The following is a 17048-nucleotide window of genomic DNA, read 5'->3' as shown; positions in this document are numbered from 1 at the left end:
TAAATCCTTAATTACTCGTCATCGCTTAAAATTAACATAACCGACGAGCAAACCCAATTTATTACAGCAACAATAAAGCCTATATTAAACTATATAGGCTCTGTATTAAAAACTCTCATGTTGCAGGCACTTAGCCTCTCTTTTTAAAGCTTTAAAGTAATAAACTATCATCAATCAAATGAAACTGCTCTGCACTTTGTTTAAGTACTTCGGCGGTTAACTTATCTGCCCCGTATACATCACACGGCACATTATATTGATTTTTTAAATGCCCAAGTAACAGTGCAAAATCACCGTCGCCAGAGAGTAAAATCACCTTATCGATGTTCTTTCCATGCTCTAGCATATCTATCGTTATGCCTACGTCCCAGTCGCCTTTGGCACTGCCATCTCGACGCTGAATAAACGGCTTTAGCTTTACATCAAAGCCAATGGCGCGCAAAATATTTTGAAACTGATTTTGCTTTTCATCTCCACGATAAATAGCGTAAGCAAACGCACAATCTATTTCGTACTGCTCCTGGATAACTCGCCAAAAAGCATTGTAATCAAAGTTTTTGCTATAGCTTTCTCTACACGTGTAATAAATATTTTGTACGTCAACAAATATACCTACACGCGGTTTAATGTTTTGCTGCGAGTTAAATGAAGTCATGTAATGCCCTAGTTAGAATAATAGCCATAGCGAAATAATTTAAACTCAGTGTACCTTGCTATTTGCTTTTAAGTAACCTAAATTAGTTACATAACGCTATGTAACCATTTTTGGTTACATTTTAAAAAGTAACTAATTTGGATTGTTATGATTGGTGTGATCAGCGGCGATATTATTAAATCGCAAACTATTCCTAAACAGCAATACGATGCCATGCTTTATGAGCTAGAGCAAAGTTTACGTTGTGTATCGGGCGAGAGTACACTTTGGAATATTTATCGAGGCGACTCTTTTCAATTACAAATTAATGACCCTGAGTATTTGTTTAAGCATGCCGTTTTAATTTATTTATATTTGAAGGCATCAGGGTACGAAGTCAGACAAAGTATGGCTATTGGGGAAATAGATAACCCGCGCAATGATATAAAAACAGCTACAGGTTCAGCATTTACTCTTTCGGGTCATGGCCTTGATAAAATAGCCAATCAACGGTTTTTATTTAATACGCCCCCTCAAAGCATTCATGAAAGTTTAAACCTTACTTTAGCCTTTGCTGATGTACTACTAACTAAAATAACACAAAAACAAGCTAATGCTTTGTACGCCTATTTAACCAGTACCGATAATAGCCATGCAGCTTTAGCAAAAGATCTTAAAACCAGCAGAGAAAACGTAACTAAGCTACTTAATTTAGCCCATTACCAACTTATCGAACGGTTTTTAGAGCATGCGAGCAACATCATAAAAAATATAAATCAAGGGAGAAGCTAATGGCTTTTTCGCTTTTACTCGTAGCCCTAATTATTGGCCATTTATTGGCTGATTTTTACTGGCAACCTATGAGCTGGGTTAACGACAGAAACTCCCGCCACTTCAAGGCAACTAAACTGTATTTTCATGTATTGGTCCATGGGGTCACTAGCGCAATAATTATTAGCGCTTGGGAATACACTTATGGCTGGCAACAAATTAGCAGTGTTGTAATAGCAACCGCCGTTATTATGCTTAGTCATTACGCAATTGATATAGCCAAATCTTACTCAAGTAAAGGTGTCGTGCCCTTTTTATTGGATCAACTTGCCCACATAGCCGTAATAATCTACTTAAGCGTATGGCTGAGCGATAATACACACTTTTTAGACACCCTATATTCACTTGTCACTAACCCAAATGTGCTGTGGGTTGTGTGCGGTTATTTAATTATTTTAAGCCCAAGTGCAGTATTTATTAGAATGATGCTAGAGCGTTTAACGGGTAACTTTAGCAGTAAAGGCAGCTTAGTACTTGCAGGGCAAAGTATTGGCATGTTGGAGCGCGTATTAATGCTGAGCTTTATTTTACTCGATCAATTTGCGGGGGTTGGATTTTTATTAGCGGCTAAGTCGGTCTTTAGGTTTGGCGATTTAAGCGCCAGTAAAGATAAAAAGCTCACCGAATACGTAATGTTAGGCACACTACTTAGCGTAAGTGTAACTTTGTTTGTAGGTTTAATAGTAAGGTATTTAATACATTAAAAAACGCGCTACCATTTAAAGTAAGCGCGTTTTTATTAAAACTAACTAAACCTAATTAGTCATTATTATTTGGACGGCGACGGCGCTGACCGTTTCCGCCTACCGACTGGCGCTTTGCCCAGGGATTTTGTGCGTTATCATCTTTTTTAGCAGCAGGCTTTTTAGAGCCACCGCGACGAGGGCCAGTACCGTTGCCGCCATTATTTGGCTTTTTACTATTTGGCTTACTGCTATCAGATTTAGGCTTGTTAAAAGGTTGCTTTTTCTTTGGCTTTTTAGCAGGTAATGGGCGTGCGTCTAATGCGCGTTCTGCTACTGGGTTTACTGGTTCAAAGCCCTCTTCTTCAGCACGAGGAATAAGCTCACCAATAAAGCGTTCAATACCGTATAAATCCACTGCATCATCAACTGTAACAAACGAAATTGCATGCCCTGATGCACCCGCACGTCCTGTTCGGCCAATACGGTGAACATAATCTTCATACACATTTGGTAAGTCGTAGTTAACAACATGCGGAAGCTCAACAATATCAAGGCCACGTGCCACAATATCGGTCGCTACAAGTACACGTACTTCGCCACTTTTAAAACCATCTAACGCTTTTACACGGGCCCCCTGTGATTTATTACCATGAATAGCTGCGCCTACGATATCGTCGCGCTCAAGTTGTTTAACCAATCGGTTTGCACCGTGTTTAGTGCGGCTAAATACTAAAACTTGCTGCCAATCGTTACTACGAATTAAATGACTTAGTAAAGCTGTTTTACGGCCTTTATCTACCGCGTAAACGCTTTGCGTTACACTTTTAGCTGTGGTGTTTTTTGCAGCGACTGAAATTTCAACCGGATCGTTTATTAATCCTTTAGCTAACGCTCGAATATCATCTGAAAACGTAGCCGAAAACATGAGGTTTTGGCGCTTAGCAGGCATTTTAGCAATAAGGCGTTTAATGTCGTGAATAAACCCCATGTCGAGCATGCGGTCGGCTTCATCTAAAACGAGCACTTCTACGCTATCAAACTTAACGGCATTTTGATTATGTAAATCAATTAAACGCCCAGGCGTTGCCACTAAAATATCGACGCCTTTACGAAGGCGCTGCATTTGCGGGTTAATTTTAACCCCACCATACACAACAAACGAACTCACGTTTGAATGCTTAGCGTACTCTTCAACGTTTTCACTTACCTGAAGTGCAAGCTCACGCGTAGGTGCTAAAATAAGCGCACGAACATGGTTACTTTTTGCCTTTGGGCCTGTTGATAAACGTTCGATAAGTGGCAGCGTAAAACCCGCTGTTTTACCTGTACCGGTTTGTGCTGCCGCCATTACATCGCGACGTTCAATAATTGCAGGAATTGCTTGAGCCTGAATTGGCGTTGGCGTTTCATAGCCCTTTTCTAAAACCGCATTAACTAAAGACTGTGATAAACCTAGACCGTCAAAACTCATATAAACTCTCTTTTAAATAAGGCCAAAACGGCCAGTTGCGCGCATTATACCTGTCGTGGGCTAGAATGCATGCCATTATTTACTTTGCGCTCAATTGAAGCCCTATATTGCTAAGCCTAAAACGCAAAAAACGGCTAAAAGCCGTTTTTTGTTAATGCTTAAAAACCTAAAAGTAGGCTTAATTAAGCTTAGGTATTACTTAACGCCTAGCTCGCGTAAACGTTCTTGCAAATAGCTATCTGCGGTGTAACGCTCTGAAAGCACAACGTCTGGGCGCGGGTGTAAAAACAACGGTAGTGAAATACGCGACTTAGTAGACGCTTTACCAGTTGGATTAATAACACGGTGAATAGTAGACGGGAAATAACCGCCAGATGCTTCTTGCAGCATATCGCCAATGTTAATAATTAAGCTACCAAAATCACATGGTACATCTAACCAACCGCCGTCTGTCTTTTGAACTTGTAAGCCTGGCTCGTTTGATGCTGGTAATACGGTTAATAAGTTAATATCGCCATGTGCAGCAGCACGAATAGCACCAGGCTCTTCATCACCCGTCATTGGTGGGTAATGTAAAATACGTAGCAATGTTTGATCAGAGTCTGCAATCATATCTTTAAGATCGATCGAAAACTTAGCACGCACATCAGCAGGCGCCTCAGCTTGAACCCAGCTTAAAAGTGTTGCAGCAAATTCATTTGCTAAGCGGTAGTACTCACGTACGTCGGCTTCAAGCTCAGCAGGTACACGCCCATTTGGGTAAACATGAAAGTACTCTTTAATGTCTTTGATGGTAAAGCCTTTAGCTACTTCAGACACTGAAGGCGGAAAGTAACCGTCTTGTGTTTCTTTAGAGTATAAAAAGTCGTGCTTTTGCTCTGAGTTAAAAAAGTCTTGCCAGTTCTTGTAAATAGACTCAACTAAAGACTGTGGAATTGGGTGATTTTTTAAAACACCAAATCCAGTATTTCTTAACGATTCAACAAATTGTGCAGCCGCATCGGGAGCTTTATAATCAACAGTAGGTAATTGCATTGTACGTTCCAGTGAATAGGTTGTTTGAAGTGAGGTACTCCAAATACTTTTAAGTATATAAAGTAGCAAGGACTTCATTATAGCGCCATGCGAGGATAGACAAACAGTCCCAAAAATATAAGGACATATGTCCGCAAAGTAGCCCCATCAAAGGGTGCGTTGATCAAGATCAATAAATAAAAGCAGTTGAATTTGCACACATTAATGCATATGTCTGGTCTAGTATTACAACGTATTTTATTTGTTCAAAAAAGGCGCCCCATGCGACAAAGAGTATCTTTTAAAAGTGGTAATTTAGAACTTGCCGGACAACTTGAGCTCCCCGATGGCGACGTAAAATTTTATGCTCTATTTGCCCACTGCTTTACCTGCGGTAAAGACATTGCGGCAGCAACGCGTATTAGCCGTGCCTTAACACAACAAGGAATTGCTGTACTGCGTTTCGATTTTACCGGCCTAGGCAACAGCGATGGCGACTTTGCAAACAGTAACTTTTCATCAAACATTCAAGACTTAGTATCTGCTGCTGATCATTTACGAGCGCACTTTAAAGCACCGCAATTACTCATTGGTCACAGTTTAGGGGGTGCCGCAGTGCTTGCTGCTGCACAATATATTCCTGAGGTGACAGCTATTACAACCATTGGCGCACCGTCAGATGCACAACATGTAGCACATAATTTTGAAGCCCATTTAGATGAAATAAACGCAGCTGGCGAAGCAAAAGTGAGTTTAGCTGGGCGTGAATTTACCATTAAAAAGCAATTTATCGACGATATAGCTAAATACGATAAAAGCCACATAAGTAAACTTAAACGCGCTTTATTAGTCATGCACTCACCGGTTGATACAACCGTAAACATTACTGAAGCTGAAAAAATTTACGCATCCGCTAAGCACCCAAAAAGCTTTATAAGTCTAGATAACGCCGATCATTTACTGACAAATAAAAACGATGCCGATTACGCAGCAACAATTATTGCACATTGGGCAAACCGCTACGTAAATTACGCATAAGGAAAACTTACCATTACGCGCTGCTAAAACGGCGCGTTAACCTGCTAATTTATAAACTTAGCAACTTCTTTACTCATTCTATCAACCAACCAGTCAGGACCACCATCATACATATCGTTATGGCGCGATTTTTCTATACGTAATTGAGTAACCGGAAACTCACTCAGCTCTTTTTCGCTTAAGAGCACACCGGCATCTGCCGGGTAATCACTACCTCTAAGGGTAAGTACACGAATATCTTTATTACGAGGCAGTAACATGCGGCGATGATCAAGCGTAATTAAGTCACTGACTTCATCAGGATACATTGCAGCATACAAGGCTGAAATATCTCCACCATTAGAATGACCAAATAAAGTGAGCTTTGAAAAATCATACTCTGTGTATTTGGCTGCTAATTCATTAACTAAAAATTTAAGGGTGACCACACCGCGGTGCCAGTTCTCCATGCGAGTTGCCATATAAGGTGGATGCACATTTAACATAGGATCTGTTTTTAATTCATGGCCCACTGCAATGGCTAAATAGCCTTGTTTGTTAAATTCATCACTGGCAAAAGTATAGCTATTGTGAGCCATACCATACCCTGCATTAATAAAGGCAACTGGGCATTTATTTTGTTTGCTGCATTTAACGTTATTTGTTGGCAACGAAATGCTAATTGGGATCTCACGATCACGGCTAATGTCTGTAATATATGTTTCGCTGGCATAGGAGCTTACACTTGTGAAAAGAAGTGTGAGGTAAAAAAGTGTTTTATGCATATTACTTAACGTATTGTTTATTATAATTAATGCGGGTTAGTTTAGGCGTTTTATACTATTAATGACAGCCTTAAAAGTAATAGTAGTCTGTGTGGTTATACCAAATTTATTTACATTTAAATTGCAGATTAAAAAATGTTGAAAAAGACTAACAGCCGCAAACACAAAATTGTGCGATAATAGAGGCAATTGTTCCAATATACTCAGTAAAAGATCCGATACATGAAATCATACAGCACCATTGAACAGCGCATTGAAATTCTAGAAGAAAAGTTAGCCTTAATTAATGATGAAATTAGCACATTAAAAACACCCGCTAAAAACAACAATGAACGGATTATATTTAAGTTTATTGAAACCGGCAGTACAGGTAAAACAAAGGACTTTGTTCGTGAATTAGGAATTAAATCACCGCGTGATGGACTGTTTTCATCGGGTGATGTTACTGCTTTAATTAAAAATGGCGCTGACGATATTTCACCTGCGTTACTAGCGATTGCTAGGCAACTAGCCAGTGCACGCAATAAAAATGGTCCTAGCCGGTAATTAAGCAACGCGTGTAATGTTAAGAAGCTTAGGCATCACCTTTGCTTCTTTATTTTAGTTAACCTTTATAATTAACCCTTTTATCTTCTCAATTATCAATGGCTGTAGTCGCCTCTCTCTGGCAAATCTTTTCTTAGCGCAAGCACTGCAATATAAATAAGCCCAAATAATGGAAATAATGCTAAGCAACCGCCTACAAAGGCTAAAACACCAGGGCTGGTGCTTTTTCGCTTACCTATTTTGTAGCTAATTACAGCAAAGACAGGGATACACAGCACAATAAGAAAAGCTAAAAATTCACCAAAGAAGGTTGCATTGATCGACATAATAATTCCTTTTTCATCAGTTTGGTTAAATTACAATCTGCGCTAAATTTAACCACAAAAAAACCCTTAAGCAAACAACTTAAGGGTTTTAAATTCAATGCTGTAAACTCAGCTTAAATTACTCTTCGCTGGCGGCTGCTTTCTCTACCACACTGATTGCCAGTTCAGTCAACGAATCACTATTCGCTTTACTTGGCGCGTCGGTTAATAGACAAGACGCTTGTGTAGTTTTAGGGAAAGCAATAACGTCACGAATGTTATCTGTTCCGCATAAAAGCATAACTAAACGGTCTAAACCAAATGCTAAACCTGCATGTGGCGGTGTACCGTATTTAAGGGCATCAAGTAAAAAGCCAAATTTATCTTGTTGCTCTTGTGCCTCAATACCTAAAATTCTAAATGCGGCTTCTTGCATATCTGCATTGTGAATACGTACCGAACCACCACCTACTTCGTAGCCGTTTAATACCATATCGTAGGCATCTGAAATAGCCGCTGCTGGGTTTGCTTCAAGCTCACTTGCACTAATATCTTTTGGTGCTGTGAACGGATGATGCACAGCGTGTAATGTACCTTCGTCATCTTCTTCAAACATTGGGAAGTCAACAACCCAAAGTGGTGCCCAGCTATCTAAATTAGTGATTTCTAAATCTACACCGATTTTAAGGCGTAGGGCACCCATAGCTTCATTTACTGTGTTGCGCTTATCAGCACCAAATAAAATGATATCGCCCGTTTGTGCATTAGTACGCTCGAGTAACTGTGTGATCACATCTTCGCTTAAGAATTTAGCGATTGGCGATTGCACGCCTTCAACGCCTGCATCACGGTCGTTTACTTTCATCCATGCTAAGCCTTTAGCACCATAAATACCAATAAACTTAGTGTAATCATCAAGTTGCTTACGCGAAAGCTTAGCGCCACCCGGTACTGTTAATACAGCAACACGGCCTTTTTCATCGTTTGCAGGGCCTGAGAATACTTTAAACTCAACATCTTTCACTAAATCAGCAACGTCTACTAATTTCATTGGGTTACGTAAGTCTGGCTTATCAGAACCATATAAGCTCATCGCCTCAGAATAAGGCATAATTGGGAAGTCGCCTAAGTCAACGTTTAGTAACGATTGCCACATTTCACGGATCATTTTTTCAGTCATACCACGTACTTGATCCGAACTCATAAACGAGGTTTCTAAATCTATTTGCGTAAATTCAGGCTGGCGATCGGCACGTAAATCCTCATCACGGAAACATTTAACAATTTGGTAGTAACGGTCAAAACCTGACATCATCAACAATTGTTTGAATAATTGTGGCGATTGCGGTAATGCGTAAAAGCTGCCTTTATGAACACGGCTTGGCACTAAGTAATCGCGCGCGCCTTCTGGCGTTGCTTTTGTAAGTACCGGTGTTTCAATGTCTAAAAAGCCATTTTCATCTAAAAAGCGACGAACAAAGCTGCTTGCTTTAGCGCGTAGTTTAATACGGTCGCTCATTTCAAGGCGGCGAAGGTCTAAATAGCGGTACTTTAAGCGGCGCTCTTCAGAGTTTGTTTGGTTAAAATCAAGCGGCAATGGCTCTGAACGGTTAATAATTGTAAGCTCGGTGCCTAAAATTTCTACTTCGCCAGTTGCCATGTCTTTATTTACTTGGCTTTCTGGGCGAGCACGTACAACCCCTTTTAACTGAACACAAAATTCTTGACGAAGCTTGTTCGCTGTATCCATTAGTCCTTCAACTTCTGGATCGAATACAACTTGTACTAAACCTTCTCTATCGCGTAAATCGACAAAGATAAGTCCACCAAGGTCACGTCGTTTGTTGATCCAGCCACATAGTTCAACTTCTTGATCTACGTGAGTTTTATTTAGCTGTCCGCAGTATATAGAGCGCATAGTTTTCCTGTCAGATAAAAGGCTTCAACGGTAAAAATTATTTGTTTTTATAGGCGCATAATTTAAAAAAGAGCCACCACACTTCAAATAAAGCCGTAAGCAATCTAAGAATATTCAAATTAAGCCCTGCATTATACCCAAGTAGGTTGAAGATGCTAGGCGTGTTTAGTGTGTTGGTGTTAATTTAAAGCAGGCACTGTTGGTATTTGCTACACTGGCGGCACGATGTAATTTATCAGCTATTTTTTATGTTATATATTGGATGCCCTCAGTGGTCTAGCACTGCATGGAAGGGCAATTTATTTTCAAGCCAATGTAAAAACGCCGACATGCTAAGCCAATACGCGCAGCATTTTAATTCGGTAGAAGGTAACACCAGTTTTTACGCCGACCCATCACCTAGTACTGCTTTGCGCTGGGCACAAAGCGTACCTGACGATTTTAAATTTACCTTTAAATTTCATCGTCGTTTTAGCCACGAGCTACAGCTGACCAATGTGCAAAAAGAACTTACCGATTGGCTAACTCTATTTGCCCCTTTGCTTGAAAAAACAGGGCAAATAATGCTGCAATTACCCAAAGCATTTGGCCCAAATGATTTATCCAAATTGGTACACTTTATTAGCTTACTGCCTAAAGAGCTTACCTATGGTGTAGAAGTACGCCATACTGAGTTTTTTAAAAAAGGTGAAGCCGAAATAGCGCTTAATCAGTTATTAATGGCAAACAACATAAATCGTATTTCAATGGATACGCGAGCGCTTTTTGCAGTAAAGCCAACCACCGAAGCGTTAATAGATGCGCAGCAAAAAAAGCCTCACTTGCCGGTGCATGCAATTGCCACGGGGTCAGAGCCTATAGCACGGTTTGTGATTGCAGATTTACAAAACGACTACCAAACCTTTTACAAGCCGTGGCTTAGTAAAGTAAAACAATGGCTTGATGAGGGTAAATCCCCTTACGTGTTTTTTCATACTGCTGATAATCGTGAGTCGCCATTACTTGCACGCCAATTTTGTAAAGATCTTGGGTATAACCATAGTGTACTCAATCCGTTTAGCGGCGAGAAAGAAGCGCAGCAACATGCCCTTTTTTAAAAATAAAACAAGAATATAGAGACATAAAAATGAGTGAATACGCCCGTTACTTTACAGGCTACCCTACAAATATTGTTGAGCAAGTATTAAGCCTAATTAGTAACAACAAGGTTTGTGACTACTTACTTAAAAAGTACCCGCAAGCGCACACCATAACCACCGATAAACTACTTTATAGCTACGCCACTGATTTAAAAAAACAGTATTTAAAAAACGCTCCACCATTTGGCCGTGCGGCGTTTAAAAAACAAGGCGATATGGTTACCAACGCATTGGGTACGCACACCTATCGTATGCAAGGCAAAACCCGTAAACACGATTTAGCCATAAACAGCGATTTATTGCGCGCCCCCGAGCCTTTATTAAAAGCGTTGGTTGTGCACGAACTCGCCCATTTTAAGGAAAAAGATCACAATAAAGGCTTTTATAAACTGTGCTGCCATATGGAGCCGCAATACCACCAGCTAGAGTTAGATTTAAGGATATTTTGTGTGGTGGTAGCGATGGGAGAGAACCCGTATACATGAGCGGTTAGCCGTTAGCCTAAAATATAAATACAACTTAATCTATTATCAAAGTATTCATAAATAAAAACGCGATATTAAATCGCGTTTTTTGAATAACTTTTCAGCTTATAGCTATAAACTGTCAACTTTGGAGGTTACAGCCCTAGTTCAGCCATAAAGTCGTCATCTGCATCGTCTTGCACGGGCTCTTTTTTTGCCTGCGCTTTCTCAGCTTTTTGCTTAGCTTCGTTTTCGATAATGTCGTCTGGGTCAATGGCTTCAATAATGTCAAAATCGTGTAGTTTAATAAACTCAGTTTTATCCATTGCCAGTTCTAGGTAAAAAATATTTTGATTGCGGGTAGTAAACGTTACGCGGCGTGCTTGCGGGCGATCCATTGTGGTATCAACCGAAATTTGCACTTGTTTATTAATTGCCATCATTTTTGGCTGATTTTGCGTAATAGAGGTATGAAGTTGTTCGCGAACCTTAGAAGTAAAGTCACCTACTATCTGGTTCATTAACTCGCCCATTACGTTTGAAACATCGTCTGACAAGTGACTGTGTGCAATTTCTTCTTCTGGCATACCCATGTTGCGCATGTAGTCGCCGTATATTTCCATTGCCGCTTGCGATGTGAAGTTGGTGACAACAAGCCCTGTAAATCCGCCATCAAATAATACAAAGCAACCAATATCTGGTCGCATGCAGGTGCGTGTTATTTTTTGCACCATGGCTGAGTAACTTATTTCGTTACCACTTGCTGATGAAAGTACCCCTGTCACTGAGTGACAAAGTGTTGCTAGTATATCGTCGGTGCTAATAACTTTACTTTTACTCATTTAACGTTCTCTTTTGTACTTATTATTCATAATTCTAGCCAACCTACTGAATTTATCACTGACTATCCAGTATAAAATGTTAAAATAACCCTATTATTTTTAAAGAGACTGCCTTCGTGACCATAAAAGACAGTATTTACGCCTCTGAGCAACAAGTAAAAGATTTTAGCTTTGACCAAAATGTGGTTGAAGTATTCCCCGATATGATTCAGCGCTCTGTGCCTGGCTATGCCACCATAGTAAGCACGATGGGTAAATTAGCGGGCCAATACGCACAAAGTAATTCAAACCTTTACGACTTAGGCTGCTCGCTTGGTGCAGTAACGCTGAGTATGCGTCGCAATATTCGTACCGATAATTGCCATATTATTGCAGTAGACAACTCACAAGCCATGGTTGAGCGTTGCAAACTGCATTTACAAGGTTTTAAATCTGAGGTACCTGTAACAGTTACTTTAGGGGATATTAACGTGCTTGATATCAAAAACGCATCGGTTGTGGCAATGAACTTTACACTGCAGTTTATACCCCATGCGCAGCGCCAAGCTGTTATTGAAAAAATATACGCTAATTTAAAGCCTGGCGGTGTGTTACTACTAAGCGAAAAAATTAAAGCCGAAAACGAGCAATGCGATAATTTATTGATTGATTTGCATCACGACTTTAAACGTCATAATGGCTACTCTGAGCTTGAAATAAGTCAAAAACGTACCGCAATAGAAAACGTAATGCGCCCCGATACACTCAGCACGCACCTTAACAGGCTAGATGATATTGGCTTTAGCCAAACACAAGTGTGGTACCAATGTTTTAATTTTTGCTCAATGGTAGCAATTAAATAATAAAGAGTAATTTATGTCTCAATGGTTTAATCAATTTTACGCAGCTATTGCACAAAGCCCACTTAGCCACTGGTTAGAAACCCTACCCGCTCAATTAAAACATTGGCAGCTAGAGGCAAGCCATGGTGATTTACCAAAATGGCAAAAAGTACTTAAAAATTTGCCTGTGGTAAAAACAACTCACGTTGATATAGCCACTAAAGTAGAAATTGGCGCAAAAGGGGAGATGAGCGAAGGCGAGCAAAAGCAAACTACACATTTATTAAAACGCATGATGCCTTGGCGTAAAGGCCCATTTAATGTGCATGGTATTGAAATAAACACCGAATGGCGCAGCGATTGGAAATGGGACAGGCTCCTTCCACATATTGAGCCATTAAAAGGCCGTACCGTGTTAGATATTGGTTGTGGCTCGGGATATCACTTGTGGCGCATGCGCGGAGAAGGCGCCGAGTTTGTAGTGGGTATTGACCCGTCTGACTTATTTTTATGTCAGTTTCAGGCTATTAAACACTATAACCCAGACGAAAACGTACATTTGTTACCCCTAGGTGTAGAAGCCCTACCAGAGCTTAAAGCTTTTGATACGGTGTTTTCGATGGGGGTGCTATATCACCGTCGCTCGCCTATCGACTTTTTAGCGCAATTAAAAGCGCAGCTTCGCCCGGGTGGCGAATTGGTGCTAGAAACGCTAGTAATTGAAGGCGACGAAAACACGGTACTTGTACCAACTGATCGCTACGCTAAAATGCGCAATGTATGGTTTATTCCAAGTACTGCTGCATTAAAACTGTGGATGGAGCGCGTTGGCTTTAAAGATGTGCAAATTAAAGATTGCGCAATTACCACGCTTAAAGAGCAACGTAAAACTGATTGGATGGAAAATGAATCGTTAGTTGACTTTTTAGACCCAAACGATACAAGTAAAACCATTGAAGGTTACCCTGCCCCACTCAGAGCAATACTTACAGCTAAAGCCTAATTGCGATATTGAGTTTTATTTTATTATTAAAAAGCGCCGTTGGGCGCTTTTTTGTTTACTAATACAGCAACTAGCGGACAAGTGTCCTTGTTAATTATTTCAAAGCTATATTTGCGCTAGCCGCGCAGATGCAATTGTTGTAAAATATGCGCGTTTCTAAGCAACCCAAAACAACTATTTTGAGGAAAACCTGTGAGCGAACAAAAACAGTCTCTAAGCTACAAAGACGCGGGCGTAGATATCGACGCTGGTAATGCACTTGTTGAGCGTATTAAAGGCGTAGTTAAAAAAACTCGTCGTCCGGAAGTGATGGGCGGAATTGGTGGTTTTGGCGCACTTTGCGAAATTCCTGAAGGTTACAAGCAACCTGTATTAGTTGCTGGTACTGATGGTGTTGGTACTAAACTTCGTTTAGCTATCGACTTAAAAAAGCACGACACTGTTGGTATTGATTTAGTTGCAATGTGTGTAAACGATTTAATAGTACAAGGCGCTGAACCCCTGTTTTTTCTAGATTACTATGCAACGGGTAAACTAGACATAGACACAGCAGCTGACGTAGTAACCGGTATTGGTAAAGGGTGTGAAATTTCTGGTTGTGCCCTAATTGGTGGCGAAACAGCAGAAATGCCAGGTATGTATGATGGTGAAGACTACGACATGGCAGGCTTTTGTACCGGTGTAGTAGAAAAATCTAAAATTATTGATGGCACTAAAGTAGCAGCAGGCGATCAACTTATTGCACTTGCATCTAGCGGCCCTCACTCAAACGGTTTTTCTTTAATTCGCAAAGTACTTGAAGTATCAAACGCCGACACTAATCAAGTAATTGACGGTAAAACATTAGGCGAGCATTTATTAGAGCCTACACGTATTTACGTAAAAACTTTACTTGAGTTATTTAAACACGTTGACGTACATGCCCTTTCGCACATTACGGGTGGTGGCTTTTGGGAAAATATCCCTCGCGTATTACCTGCATCTGCTAAGGCAGTGGTTAAAGGTGATAGCTGGCAATGGCCAAGCGTTTTTAACTGGTTACAAGAAAACGGTAATATTACCACGCATGAAATGTACCGCACATTTAACTGTGGCGTAGGCATGGTGTTGGTTGTTCCTGCCGATAAACTTGAGCAAAGCTTAACTTTGCTTAAAGATTTAGGTGAAAACGCTTGGCACCTTGGCGAAATCCAAGATGCGGCTCCAGGCGAAGAGCAAGTAGACATTGTAGGTGGTGCTAAGTAATGGCACCCACTCGTCTAGTAGTTTTAATTTCAGGCAGTGGCTCTAATTTACAAGCCATTATAGATGCCTGTGAACGTGGCGAGATAAACGGACATATTGCGGCTGTTATTAGTAATAAAGCAGACGCGTATGGCCTAGAGCGTGCTAAAAATGCAGGCATTACAACGCAAGTTCTTAGTCATAAAGATTTTGACTCGCGCGAGGCCTACGACGCGCAGTTAATGAACGTTATTGACTCTTTTGAACCAAATCTAGTTGTATTAGCTGGGTTTATGCGTATTCTTACACCTAGCTTAGTGCAAAAATATATTGGAAAAATGTTGAACATTCATCCATCTTTGTTGCCTAAGTACCAGGGGCTGAATACCCACCAAAGAGCAATTGATGCAAAAGACGATGTTCATGGCGTAAGTGTTCACTTTGTAACTGAAGAATTAGACGGTGGTCCGGTCATTCTTCAAGCGCAAATACCTGTACTCAAGGATGATACAGCAGACAAATTAGCAAAACGCGTGCACGAACAAGAGCATATAATTTATCCTTTGGTGGTCAAATGGTTCAGTGAACAAAGACTTACTATGGAAGCAGATTATGCGGTTCTTGACAAAAAACAACTTCCTGCACACGGCGCGCACTACCCACAATAAAAAAATAAGCGCCCTAATGCTATTTGCGGGCGCTTTACTTCCAACAAGCCTTATTGCAGGCGAATTGACTCAATACGAAGCCAAGTATGATATTTTGCGTAAAGGCAGCAATCACGGCACGGCAGTTCGTTCTCTTAAAAAGCTTGATGATGAAAATTATGAATTAACCTACCACAGTGACATTGAGTGGATGATTTTTTCTGACTCGCGTAAAGAAACCTCTAAATTTACGTTTAAAGACGGTAAGGTCTCTCCTGATCATTATTCAATGCTACGTAAAGGAACAGGTCCCGATAAAAACTATAAAATTGATTTTGACAAAGAGAATGAAATTGTTACCAGCAGTAACAGTGAGTACCCGCTAAAATGCGAGTGGACTGATGATTTTCAAGATGCCATTTCGTATCAAGTTCAGGTTCGTGAAGGGTTAAAGAAAGGCGAAACCAACTTCTCGTTTCCGCTTGTTGATAAAAAAGGTAACCGTCGGGATTATAACTTTGAAGTGGTAGGCACAGAGATGATTTCTTTGCCTATAGGTAACATAGAGGCAATTAAAGTAAAACGTTTATACGATACCGACAAGCGACAAGCCCTCGCTTGGTTTGCACCTGAAATGGATTACATGCTTGTGCGCATGTGGAAAGGTGAAAAAGGGACTGAGCAGTTTGAAGTTCAAATGAACTCCTTTACTGTGACTGCACCAACCGCAACAGCTGAGCACACTAAAAACCTTCAAGCTAACTAGCTAACGATTTATTTGCAAAATGGGTGAACTATATAAGCTCACCCATTTTAAATAACGAAAACTCGCCTGGCTCCATTTTTTGCCAACGCTCGTCATTAGTGAGCGGCCTTGTTGCAATGACAGTTACCACATCGTTTGGGGTTGTCTCTTTTTGAAAATCAACAACCATATCTGCATCTATTAATGTAGCTTTACCAAAAGGCGCACGGCGCGTTATGTAATGTAAGTTATTAGTGCAGTACGCTAAAACAAATACACCATCGGTCAAGAGCATATTAAATACGCCCTTTTCACGCAGCGTGTGAGAAAGCTTGGCAGCGTATCTAAAAACAGACGCCATATTAGATGGTCGTTTAGGGTATTTTTCACGAATTTTATCAAGCAACCAACAAAAAGCGAGTTCACTGTCAGTGTTACCCACTGGACGATAATATTCGGGTTTTAAATCGTGATAGTTTGAAAGCTGCCCATTGTGTGCATAGGTTATTTCTCGCCCCCACAGCTCACGCGTAAACGGGTGGGTATTTTCAAGGCATACTCGCCCGCGATTACCTTGACGTATATGGCTAATAACCGACACACTTTTTATAGGATAGGCTTTAACAAGCTTAGCAATTTCTGATTGGTAGCTTGGTTCTGGGTCTTTAAAAGTTCGACACCCTTTTCCCTCATAAAACGTAATGCCCCATCCATCTTTGTGTGGCCCCGTATTACCACCACGCTCTAATAGACCTGCAAAACTGAAACATATATCAGTAGGCACATTGGCAGACATACCAAGTAATTCACACATTTATAAAAAAGCCCTTAAAAAGTACGGATAAATAGCAGTACATTTTACAAAAAAAATTTTCTAAATTAGTTGCATATTTACTTAAAAAAATCATTATGGCTACCTGAATTATAAATTTTTAACGCTCTGAATTAATAAAAAA

The 17048-nt window shown here is 40.4% G+C and carries 18 protein-coding genes and 1 pseudogene; 11 read left to right on the top strand and 8 right to left on the bottom strand.

Going from position 1 to position 17048, the window contains the following annotated elements; genetic code table 11:
• Positions 1-151: 151 nt before the first annotated feature.
• The gene (locus PS1M3_RS05605; protein WP_203986663.1) at positions 152-655 is read right to left on the bottom strand and encodes an NYN domain-containing protein; all 504 of its coding nucleotides are present in this window, start codon (positions 653-655) and stop codon (positions 152-154) included.
• Positions 656-802: 147 nt separating this feature from the next.
• Here PS1M3_RS05605 and PS1M3_RS05600 point away from each other — a divergent pair, with 147 nt between their 5' ends.
• Together PS1M3_RS05600 and PS1M3_RS05595 are read left to right on the top strand one after the other, a co-directional pair.
• Positions 803-1426 (top strand): hypothetical protein, encoded by a 624-nt coding sequence (locus tag PS1M3_RS05600; RefSeq protein WP_203986660.1) that lies wholly within the window; start codon positions 803-805, stop codon positions 1424-1426.
• Positions 1426-2169 carry a DUF3307 domain-containing protein gene (locus PS1M3_RS05595; protein WP_008132224.1) on the top strand — a complete coding sequence of 248 codons (744 nt, stop codon included), beginning with the start codon at positions 1426-1428 and terminating at the stop codon, positions 2167-2169. The genes PS1M3_RS05600 and PS1M3_RS05595 overlap by 1 nt, the downstream gene beginning before the upstream one ends.
• A gap of 55 nt (positions 2170-2224) precedes the next feature.
• Here the strand turns inward: PS1M3_RS05595 and PS1M3_RS05590 are convergent, their stop codons facing one another.
• Complete coding sequence (locus tag PS1M3_RS05590; RefSeq protein WP_203986658.1) at positions 2225-3622, bottom strand: DEAD/DEAH box helicase; 1398 nt, start codon at positions 3620-3622, stop codon at positions 2225-2227.
• A 195-nt stretch (positions 3623-3817) separates the two neighbouring features.
• The gene (locus tag PS1M3_RS05585) at positions 3818-4657 is read right to left on the bottom strand and encodes an isopenicillin N synthase family oxygenase (RefSeq protein ID WP_058552807.1); all 840 of its coding nucleotides are present in this window, start codon (positions 4655-4657) and stop codon (positions 3818-3820) included.
• 261 nt (positions 4658-4918) lie between these two features.
• On the opposite strand from PS1M3_RS05585, the pseudogene PS1M3_RS05580 reads away from it, so the two are divergent.
• Positions 4919-5668 (top strand): annotated as a pseudogene (locus PS1M3_RS05580) (alpha/beta hydrolase family protein); the annotation flags it as partial.
• Between the two features lie 50 nt (positions 5669-5718).
• On the opposite strand, the gene PS1M3_RS05575 reads toward PS1M3_RS05580, so the two are convergent.
• Positions 5719-6438, bottom strand: coding sequence for an alpha/beta hydrolase (locus PS1M3_RS05575; protein WP_138741094.1), 720 nt, complete (start codon positions 6436-6438; stop codon positions 5719-5721).
• A 222-nt stretch (positions 6439-6660) separates the two neighbouring features.
• Here PS1M3_RS05575 and PS1M3_RS05570 point away from each other — a divergent pair, with 222 nt between their 5' ends.
• A complete protein-coding gene (locus tag PS1M3_RS05570; protein WP_006794033.1) occupies positions 6661-6984 on the top strand; it encodes a hypothetical protein in 324 nt (107 codons plus the stop codon).
• A gap of 95 nt (positions 6985-7079) precedes the next feature.
• Here PS1M3_RS05570 and PS1M3_RS05565 read toward each other — a convergent pair whose 3' ends face one another.
• Together PS1M3_RS05565 and aspS are read right to left on the bottom strand one after the other, a co-directional pair.
• Complete coding sequence (locus PS1M3_RS05565) at positions 7080-7310, bottom strand: hypothetical protein (protein ID WP_008132212.1); 231 nt, start codon at positions 7308-7310, stop codon at positions 7080-7082.
• 118 nt (positions 7311-7428) lie between these two features.
• Positions 7429-9207: an aspartate--tRNA ligase gene (aspS, locus tag PS1M3_RS05560; protein ID WP_008132210.1), complete on the bottom strand. Its 1779-nt coding sequence runs from the start codon at positions 9205-9207 to the stop codon at positions 7429-7431.
• Between the two features lie 248 nt (positions 9208-9455).
• On the opposite strand from aspS, the gene PS1M3_RS05555 reads away from it, so the two are divergent.
• Together PS1M3_RS05555 and PS1M3_RS05550 are read left to right on the top strand one after the other, a co-directional pair.
• Positions 9456-10304 (top strand): DUF72 domain-containing protein, encoded by an 849-nt coding sequence (locus PS1M3_RS05555; protein ID WP_008132207.1) that lies wholly within the window; start codon positions 9456-9458, stop codon positions 10302-10304.
• Between the two features lie 29 nt (positions 10305-10333).
• Positions 10334-10831 carry a M48 family metallopeptidase gene (locus PS1M3_RS05550; protein ID WP_008132206.1) on the top strand — a complete coding sequence of 166 codons (498 nt, stop codon included), beginning with the start codon at positions 10334-10336 and terminating at the stop codon, positions 10829-10831.
• A 134-nt stretch (positions 10832-10965) separates the two neighbouring features.
• Here the strand turns inward: PS1M3_RS05550 and PS1M3_RS05545 are convergent, their stop codons facing one another.
• Positions 10966-11652 (bottom strand): DUF3334 family protein, encoded by a 687-nt coding sequence (locus PS1M3_RS05545; RefSeq protein WP_006794039.1) that lies wholly within the window; start codon positions 11650-11652, stop codon positions 10966-10968.
• 116 nt (positions 11653-11768) lie between these two features.
• On the opposite strand from PS1M3_RS05545, the gene cmoA reads away from it, so the two are divergent.
• From cmoA to PS1M3_RS05520, 5 genes are all read left to right on the top strand, one after another.
• A complete protein-coding gene (cmoA, locus tag PS1M3_RS05540) occupies positions 11769-12494 on the top strand; it encodes a carboxy-S-adenosyl-L-methionine synthase CmoA (RefSeq protein ID WP_008132202.1) in 726 nt (241 codons plus the stop codon).
• A gap of 13 nt (positions 12495-12507) precedes the next feature.
• Positions 12508-13476 carry a tRNA 5-methoxyuridine(34)/uridine 5-oxyacetic acid(34) synthase CmoB gene (gene cmoB, locus PS1M3_RS05535; protein ID WP_008132199.1) on the top strand — a complete coding sequence of 323 codons (969 nt, stop codon included), beginning with the start codon at positions 12508-12510 and terminating at the stop codon, positions 13474-13476.
• Between the two features lie 192 nt (positions 13477-13668).
• Positions 13669-14721 carry a phosphoribosylformylglycinamidine cyclo-ligase gene (purM, locus tag PS1M3_RS05530; protein WP_008132197.1) on the top strand — a complete coding sequence of 351 codons (1053 nt, stop codon included), beginning with the start codon at positions 13669-13671 and terminating at the stop codon, positions 14719-14721.
• Positions 14721-15368 (top strand): phosphoribosylglycinamide formyltransferase, encoded by a 648-nt coding sequence (purN, locus tag PS1M3_RS05525; protein WP_008132195.1) that lies wholly within the window; start codon positions 14721-14723, stop codon positions 15366-15368. The genes purM and purN overlap by 1 nt, the downstream gene beginning before the upstream one ends.
• Before the next feature lie 16 nt (positions 15369-15384).
• Entirely contained in the window at positions 15385-16113 is a 729-nt protein-coding gene (locus PS1M3_RS05520) for a DUF3108 domain-containing protein (protein WP_008132192.1), read from the top strand.
• Positions 16114-16141: 28 nt separating this feature from the next.
• Here PS1M3_RS05520 and PS1M3_RS05515 read toward each other — a convergent pair whose 3' ends face one another.
• Positions 16142-16906, bottom strand: coding sequence for a class II glutamine amidotransferase (locus PS1M3_RS05515; RefSeq protein ID WP_008132190.1), 765 nt, complete (start codon positions 16904-16906; stop codon positions 16142-16144).
• Positions 16907-17048: the final 142 nt, after the last annotated feature.

It is taken from the genome of Pseudoalteromonas sp. PS1M3, from assembly GCF_016865405.1.
Lineage (GTDB): Bacteria > Pseudomonadota > Gammaproteobacteria > Enterobacterales > Alteromonadaceae > Pseudoalteromonas > Pseudoalteromonas marina.
Note: the sequence above shows the minus strand (reverse complement) of the source record. Positions and strands in the feature narration are given on the sequence as shown.

Bases quoted from the DNA above. Each gene is read 5' to 3' on its own strand.
- PS1M3_RS05605 (WP_203986663.1), bottom strand. From the start codon at position 655: ATGACTTCATTTAACTCGCAGCAAAACATTAAACCGCGTGTAGGTATA.
- PS1M3_RS05600 (WP_203986660.1), top strand. From the start codon at position 803: ATGATTGGTGTGATCAGCGGCGATATTATTAAATCGCAAACTATTCCT.
- PS1M3_RS05595 (WP_008132224.1), top strand. From the start codon at position 1,426: ATGGCTTTTTCGCTTTTACTCGTAGCCCTAATTATTGGCCATTTATTG.
- PS1M3_RS05590 (WP_203986658.1), bottom strand. From the start codon at position 3,622: ATGAGTTTTGACGGTCTAGGTTTATCACAGTCTTTAGTTAATGCGGTT.
- PS1M3_RS05585 (WP_058552807.1), bottom strand. From the start codon at position 4,657: ATGCAATTACCTACTGTTGATTATAAAGCTCCCGATGCGGCTGCACAA.
- PS1M3_RS05575 (WP_138741094.1), bottom strand. From the start codon at position 6,438: ATGCATAAAACACTTTTTTACCTCACACTTCTTTTCACAAGTGTAAGC.
- PS1M3_RS05570 (WP_006794033.1), top strand. From the start codon at position 6,661: ATGAAATCATACAGCACCATTGAACAGCGCATTGAAATTCTAGAAGAA.
- PS1M3_RS05565 (WP_008132212.1), bottom strand. From the start codon at position 7,310: ATGTCGATCAATGCAACCTTCTTTGGTGAATTTTTAGCTTTTCTTATT.
- aspS (WP_008132210.1), bottom strand. From the start codon at position 9,207: ATGCGCTCTATATACTGCGGACAGCTAAATAAAACTCACGTAGATCAA.
- PS1M3_RS05555 (WP_008132207.1), top strand. From the start codon at position 9,456: ATGTTATATATTGGATGCCCTCAGTGGTCTAGCACTGCATGGAAGGGC.
- PS1M3_RS05550 (WP_008132206.1), top strand. From the start codon at position 10,334: ATGAGTGAATACGCCCGTTACTTTACAGGCTACCCTACAAATATTGTT.
- PS1M3_RS05545 (WP_006794039.1), bottom strand. From the start codon at position 11,652: ATGAGTAAAAGTAAAGTTATTAGCACCGACGATATACTAGCAACACTT.
- cmoB (WP_008132199.1), top strand. From the start codon at position 12,508: ATGTCTCAATGGTTTAATCAATTTTACGCAGCTATTGCACAAAGCCCA.
- purN (WP_008132195.1), top strand. From the start codon at position 14,721: ATGGCACCCACTCGTCTAGTAGTTTTAATTTCAGGCAGTGGCTCTAAT.
- PS1M3_RS05520 (WP_008132192.1), top strand. From the start codon at position 15,385: ATGCTATTTGCGGGCGCTTTACTTCCAACAAGCCTTATTGCAGGCGAA.
- PS1M3_RS05515 (WP_008132190.1), bottom strand. From the start codon at position 16,906: ATGTGTGAATTACTTGGTATGTCTGCCAATGTGCCTACTGATATATGT.